General features: G+C 70.8%; 7 protein-coding genes. 6 read left to right on the plus strand and 1 reads right to left on the minus strand.

Going from position 1 to position 6,605, the window contains the following annotated elements:
• Positions 1–774, minus strand: coding sequence for a bifunctional demethylmenaquinone methyltransferase/2-methoxy-6-polyprenyl-1,4-benzoquinol methylase UbiE (gene ubiE / locus Q0112_RS04225; protein WP_297971837.1), 774 nt, complete (start codon positions 772–774; stop codon positions 1–3).
• 87 nt (positions 775–861) lie between these two features.
• Between ubiE and mutM the strand changes: the two genes are divergently transcribed.
• The 6 genes from mutM (at position 862) to dnaN (ending at position 6,448) form a co-directional block, all read left to right on the plus strand.
• Positions 862–1,719, plus strand: coding sequence for a bifunctional DNA-formamidopyrimidine glycosylase/DNA-(apurinic or apyrimidinic site) lyase (gene mutM, locus Q0112_RS04230; RefSeq protein WP_297971839.1), 858 nt, complete (start codon positions 862–864; stop codon positions 1,717–1,719).
• 32 nt (positions 1,720–1,751) lie between these two features.
• Complete coding sequence (locus Q0112_RS04235; protein WP_297971842.1) at positions 1,752–2,528, plus strand: enoyl-CoA hydratase; 777 nt, start codon at positions 1,752–1,754, stop codon at positions 2,526–2,528.
• Between the two features lie 77 nt (positions 2,529–2,605).
• On the plus strand, positions 2,606–2,872 hold the full coding sequence (gene rpsT, locus Q0112_RS04240) for a 30S ribosomal protein S20 (protein ID WP_297971844.1): 267 nt from the start codon (positions 2,606–2,608) through the stop codon (positions 2,870–2,872).
• A 547-nt stretch (positions 2,873–3,419) separates the two neighbouring features.
• Complete coding sequence (dnaA, locus tag Q0112_RS04245; protein ID WP_297971847.1) at positions 3,420–4,808, plus strand: chromosomal replication initiator protein DnaA; 1,389 nt, start codon at positions 3,420–3,422, stop codon at positions 4,806–4,808.
• Complete coding sequence (locus tag Q0112_RS04250) at positions 4,805–5,149, plus strand: YgiW/YdeI family stress tolerance OB fold protein (protein ID WP_297971850.1); 345 nt, start codon at positions 4,805–4,807, stop codon at positions 5,147–5,149. Before dnaA ends, Q0112_RS04250 begins: the two co-directional genes overlap by 4 nt.
• 180 nt (positions 5,150–5,329) lie before the next feature.
• Positions 5,330–6,448 carry a DNA polymerase III subunit beta gene (gene dnaN / locus Q0112_RS04255; protein WP_297971853.1) on the plus strand — a complete coding sequence of 373 codons (1,119 nt, stop codon included), beginning with the start codon at positions 5,330–5,332 and terminating at the stop codon, positions 6,446–6,448.
• The last annotated feature ends 157 nt before the right edge of the window (positions 6,449–6,605 follow it).

The raw sequence follows: 6,605 nt of genomic DNA on the forward strand, positions 1-6,605 counted from the left end.
TCAGAGCTTCCAGCCCGAATGCAGCGCCGCGATGCCCATCGAGAGGTTGCGGTAGCGGACCTGGCCGAAGCCGGCCTCGGCGATCATCCCGGCGAAGGTCTCCTGGTCCGGGAAGCGGCGGATCGATTCGACGAGATACTGGTAGCTCGCCCGGTCGCCGACGAGGACCTCCCCCATCGGCGGGATGAGGTTGAACGAATAGCGGTCGTAGAGCCAGCGCAGCCCCGGCTCCGGCACGCGGGAGAACTCGAGCACGAGGAGCCGGCCGCCGATCCGGAGCACCCGGTACGCCTCGGCCAAAGCGACCTCGATCCGCGTCACGTTCCGGATGCCGAAGGAGATGGTGTAGGCGTCGAACGAGCGGTCGGGGAAGGGGAGGGCCATCGCGTCGCCCACCACCCAGTCGATCCTGCCGGCGAAGGCCTGCGCCTCCGCCCGCCGGCGCCCCTCGGCCAGCATGTCCTCGGTCATGTCGAGGACGGTCGCATGCCCCTCGCCCTCGAGGCGCTTCAGGAACCGGAAGGCGATGTCGCCGGTGCCGCCGGCGACGTCGAGGAGCCGCATCCCCGGCCGCGGCGCCAGCCAGTCGATCATCGCCGCCTTCCAGAGCCGGTGGATGCCGAGGCTCATGGCGTCGTTCATCAGGTCGTAGCGGCCGGCGACCGAGGAGAAGACGCCGTGCACGCGGCCGGCCTTCTCCGACTCGGGGACGGTCTCGAAGCCGAAGTGGGTGGTGGCTTCGCTGGTCGGCTCGTTGGTCGGCTCGCTCGCCATCCGCTCGGTCTTTCGGTCGTTGCCGCCGCCCCTTATAAGGCAGGCCGGGGGCAGCGCAACCGCACCACACCGCCACAGGGGACACGCATGCCGGAGCTGCCGGAGGTCGAGACCGTGCGCCGCGGGCTGGAGCCCGTCCTCGCCGGCCGGAGGATCGTCCATGCCGAGGTGCGCCGCCCGGACCTGCGCTGGCCCTTCCCGCCGCGGCTCGCCGAGCGGCTGACCGGGCGGCGGGTCGATGCGCTCCGCCGCCGCTCCAAGTACCTGCTCGCCGACCTCGACGGGGCGGAGACGCTGATCCTCCACCTCGGCATGTCCGGCCGGCTCCTCGTCTCGGGTGCGCCGCTCGGCGCCTTCCACCACGCCCATCCGGTGCCGGAGAAGCACGACCACGTCGTCCTCGACCTGGAGGGGGGCGCGCGGATCACCTTCAACGACGCCCGCCGCTTCGGCGCCATCGACCTCGCCCCGACGCCCGCGCTCGAGGCGCACCGGCTCCTCGCCGGCCTCGGCCCCGAGCCGCTCGGCAACGGCTTCGACGGCAGCTACCTCGCCGCCCGCCTCGCCGGCCGCCGCACCCCGGTCAAGGCCGTCCTCGGCGACCAGCGCGTGGTCGCGGGGCTCGGCAACATCTACCTGTCCGAGGCGCTCTGGCGGGCAAGGATCTCGCCGCTCCGCCTCGCCCGCGACGTCACCCCGGCCGAGGCCGAGGCGCTCGCCGCCGCCGTCCGCGCCGTCCTCCTCGACGCCATCGCCGCCGGCGGCTCCTCCTTGCGCGACTACCGGCGGGCGGACGGCGAGCTCGGCTACTTCCAGCATTCGTTCGCCGTCTACGACCGCGAAGGGCAGCCCTGTCCGCGCTGCGGCGGCCCGATCGTCCGCAGCGTCCAGTCCGGCCGGTCGAGCTTCTGGTGCCCGGCTTGCCAGCCCCGAGCCGGGTGGTAGTAAGGCGGGATGCGCAAGGGAGGAGCCTGGCCGTGGCCTACGAGACGCTGATCGTCGAGACCGAGGACCACATCACCGTCATCCGGCTGAACCGTCCCGAGGCGCTGAACGCGCTGAACCTGAAGATCCTCGAGGAGCTCGGCCGGGCGCTCGCCGAGGCCGACGCCGCGCCGCGGGTGCGCGCGGTCGTCGTGACCGGCTCGGACAAGGCCTTCGCCGCCGGCGCCGACGTGAAGGAGATGGGGCCGAAGGGCTTCGTCGACATGTTCGCCGAGGATTATTTCACCGGCCCCTCCGAGGCGATCCTGCGCTGCCGCAAGCCGGTCATCGCCGCGGTCGCCGGCTACTGCCTCGGCGGCGGCTGCGAGCTCGCCATGATGTGCGACTTCATCATCGCCGCCGACACCGCGAAGTTCGGCCAGCCGGAGATCAACCTCGGCATCATGCCCGGCCTCGGCGGCACCCAGCGCCTCGCCCGCTTCGTCGGCAAGTCGAAGGCGATGGAGATGTGCCTGACCGGCCGCTTCATGGACGCCGCCGAGGCGGAGCGCAGCGGCCTCGTCAGCCGCGTCGTCCCGGCGCGCGACCTGCTGCGCGAGGCGCGCGAGACCGCCGGCCGCATCGCCGAGAAGGCGCCGCTCGCCGTGCGCGCGGTGAAGGAGGCGGTCAACCGCAGCTACGAGACGAGCCTGCGCGAGGGCCTGCTCTTCGAGCGCCGCCTCTTCCACGCGCTCTTCTCCACCGAGGACCAGGCCGAGGGCATGGCCGCCTTCGCCGAGAAGCGCACGCCGCAGTTCCGCGGAAAATGACGCCCGGCCTGTTGACTCGGGTTCCGGGCACGGCTAGAGACCGCGCCTGAATTCCGCACGAGAGAACGCAGGCACAAATGGCCAATTCGCCGTCATCCCGCAAGCGCGCGCTGCAGGCCGAGCGCCGCGCCGCGATCAACAAGACGCACCGCTCGCGGATGCGCACCTTCATCCGCCGCGTCGAGGAGGCGATCGCCGCCGGCGAGCCGGCCGCCGCCGCCGAGGCGCTGCGCCTGGCGCAGCCCGAGATCATGAGCAACGTCTCGCGCGGGGTCGTCCACCGCAATACCGCCAGCCGCAAGATCTCGCGCCTGGCCGGCCGCGTGAACGCGCTCGGCGCCTGACGCGCCTGCCGGGCTGCGGCCCGGCTCTCCCGCTCCTTGCCCGCACCGGGCGGCCCCGCGGTCGCCGGGTGCGTTCTTGTCGCCGCGCGGCTGCAGACGCGCTCGCCATACGTGTATCCCGGAAGCCACTTCTCGCCGATCGCGCGATGTTCCGTCTTCGGTCCGGTTGTCGCTCTGCCGGCGCTTCGCTATTCTTGTGTCACGGAGCGATTCCTGACCGACGCGTTCCCTAGTAAAAGCTGCGTAAAATTCTGTTCCGGCACAGCAGTCACTGTAACATATCCGTTGCAGTGCAATTATGCCACGGCGCGCTGAAGTAGTGCGACTGACACAAAGATAACGACTGCTGGCGGGGGAGGATGATCTAAATTGGACGTGATGCCGTGCGGGTGTAGCAGTCGTGCCCCCGACGATAGGAAACCGTTCTGCCGCCGGTCTGCCGTCGGCATTTGTCCGTGGCCCGCTCCGGATGGCTTCCGGTCCGGGCGCCTCCGCGCCGCAACCCTTTCCTGACCCGACCCGACGAGCCGAGATGACACCCCAGATCATGCCGCAAGAGCTGGACGCCGCACCCGAGGCCTGGAGCCGCGTGTGCGCCGCGCTGCAGTCCCAGCTCGGACACGACGCCTTCCAGAACTGGATCGAGCCGCTGGTCTTCGTCGGCTGCGAGCATGGGGCGCTGCAGCTGACGGCGCCCACCAGCTTCATCGGCACCTGGGTCTCGCGCAACTACGGCGACACCATCCGCCAGCTCTTCTGCAAGAACGGCATCGCGGTCAGCCGGATCGAGTTCGGCGTCGCCCCGGCCGGCGCGCCGCGGCCGGCGGCCGTCCGCGTCGTCTCCCCCGAGCCGCGCCCGGCGGCGCTCGCCCCGGAGGTCGACCTGCCCGCCTCGCCGCTCGACGGCCGCTGCACCTTCGACAACTTCGTCGTCGGCAAGCCGAACGAGCTCGCCCACGCCGCCGCCCGCCGCGTCGCCGAGGGCGTGATCGAGGGCGGGTCCGTCACCTTCAACCCGCTCTTCCTCTACGGCGGGGTCGGCCTCGGCAAGACCCACCTGATGCACGCCATCGCCTGGGAAGTCCGCCAGCAGAACCCCGAGGCGCGCGTCCTCTACCTCTCGGCCGAGCAGTTCATGTACCGCTTCGTCTCGGCGCTGCGCTTCAAGGAGATGCACGGCTTCAAGGAGATGTTCCGCTCGGTCGACATGCTGATGGTCGACGACGTGCAGTTCATCTCCGGCAAGGATTCGACGCAGGAGGAATTCTTCCACACATTCAATGCGCTGATCGAGCAGCAGAAGCAGATCGTCATCTCCGCCGACCGCGCCCCGGGCGAGATCGACGGCATGGAGGAGCGCATCCGCTCGCGCCTGCAGTGGGGCCTCGTCGTCGACCTCCACCCGACCGACTACGAGCTCCGCCTCGGCATCCTGCAGGCCAAGGCCGAGGCCCAGCTGGAGAAGAACCCGGGCGTGACCATCGGCGCCGGCGTCATGGAGTTCCTCGCCCACCGCATCAGCTCCAACGTCCGCGTGCTCGAGGGAGCGCTGAACCGCCTCTTCGCCTACGCGAGCCTCGTCGGGCAGCCCATCGACCTCGACATGACCCAGGAGTGCCTCGCCGACATCCTGCGCGCCTCCGAGCGCAAGGTCACGATCGACGAGATCCTGCGCAAGGTCGCCGACCACTACAACCTCCGCATGTCGGACCTCCTCTCCGCCCGCCGCGCCCGCCAGGTCGCCCGCCCGCGGCAGGTGGCGATGTTCCTCGCCAAGACCCTCACCTCGCGCTCGCTCCCCGACATCGGCCGCCGCTTCGGCGGCCGCGACCACACCACGGTCATCCACGCCGTGCGCAAGATCGAGGAGCTCCGCGCCACCGACAGCCAGATCGCCGAGGACGTCGAGCTGCTGCGCCGGATGCTGGAGGCATGAGGCGCGCCCCGGCGGCAGCGGTCGCGCTCGCCCTTCTGGCCGCCCCGGCGTTCGCCCAGTTCACCGGGCCCTCGACGCGGGGCCAGGAGATCACGGTGGCGCAGGTGGCGGACGCGCGGATCGGCAGCTACGTCACGGTCACCGGCAACATCCTGTCGCACCAGCGCGAGAACTACTACCTCTTCGCCGATGCGACCGGCCAGATCCGGGCGGAGATCGCCCACCGGGTCTGGGGCGGGCGCGAGGTCACCGCGAGCACCCCGGTCCGTCTCCTCGCCGAGGTCAGCCGCGGCTTCCGCGGCCGCTACCTGTGGGTGGAATCGCTCGACGTCGTCGAATAGCCATCCGGACAGCGCCTTCCGATGCGCCGGGCATCATGCCTGCGAAATGCGCGCGAACATCATGGGCTTGTTGCCGGGCCCGCGCGCGAAACCACTGCTTGCCCTTTCGCGCCAATTCGCTAACGTCTCGGTCCGCGTAGCCGTTGGGGTCCGCGGGGCCAAACTCGAACGGTGGCAGAGATGAAACTCAGCATGGAGCGCAGCGCCCTCCTCCGGGCCATGAGCCGGGCCCAGTCGGTGGTCGAGCGGCGCAACACCATCCCGATCCTCGCCAACGTGCTGATCGAGGCCGAGGGCGAGGAGGTGAGCTTCCGCGCCACCGACCTCGACATCGAGGTGATCGACCGCGCGCCGGCCATGGTCAGCCGGGCAGGGGCCACCACCGTCGCCGCCCACACGCTGCACGAGATCGCCCGCAAGCTCCCGGACGGCGCCATGGTCGAGCTCGCCGACGACGGCATCGCCGGCCGGCTCGAGGTGCGCGCCGGCCGCTCCCACTTCAGCCTGCAGACGCTCCCGCGCGAGGACTTCCCGGTGATGGCGAGCTCGGAATACCAGGTGAACTTCGCCTGCCCGGCGCCGGTGCTGCGCCGGCTCTTCGACAAGGCCAAGTTCGCCATCTCGACCGAGGAGACCCGCTACTACCTGAACGGCGTCTACATGCACGCCGCCAAGGCCGCCGAGGGGCCGGTGCTGCGCTGCGTGGCGACCGACGGCCACCGGCTCGCCCGCATCGACGCCGCCCTGCCCGAGGGCGCGGAGGATCTCCCCGGCGTCATCGTGCCGCGCAAGACCGTGGGCGAGCTCCGCAAGCTCCTCGACGACGACGAGATGACGATCGCCGTCTCGGTCAGCGAGACCAAGGTCCGCTTCGCCACGCCGGAGGTGACGCTCACCTCCAAGGTCATCGACGGCACCTTCCCCGACTATGCCCGCGTCATCCCGACCGCCAACGCCAAGCGGCTCGAGGTCGACGCCGCCGAGTTCGCCCAGGCGGTCGACCGCGTGGCGACCGTCTCCTCCGAACGATCGCGGGCGGTGAAGATGGCGATCGAGGACGACCGCCTCGTCCTCTCGGTCAACGCCCCCGACTCGGGCGCCGCCGAGGAGGAACTCGCCGTCGCCTACGGCGACGAGCGGCTGGAGATCGGCTTCAACGCCAAGTACCTGATCGAGATCGCCGGCCAGGTCGACCGCGAGAACGCCGTCTTCCTGTTCAATTCCGCCGGCGACCCGACGCTGATGCGCGAGGGCAACGACGAGAGCGCGGTCTATGTCGTCATGCCGATGCGGGTCTGAACCCGCCCGCGGCCGCCCGAAGCCTGCGGGAGCCCGTGACGGGGGTGGACCCGGATCGAGGGCATGACCCGGCCGTCCGCCCTCGCCGTCACCCGCCTCGGCCTCTCGCACTTCCGCTCGCACCGGGCCACCGGCATCGCGCTCGACCGCCGGCCGG

Origin of the sequence: uncultured Amaricoccus sp. (genome assembly GCF_937858865.1) — a bacterium.
GTDB lineage: Bacteria > Pseudomonadota > Alphaproteobacteria > Rhodobacterales > Rhodobacteraceae > Amaricoccus.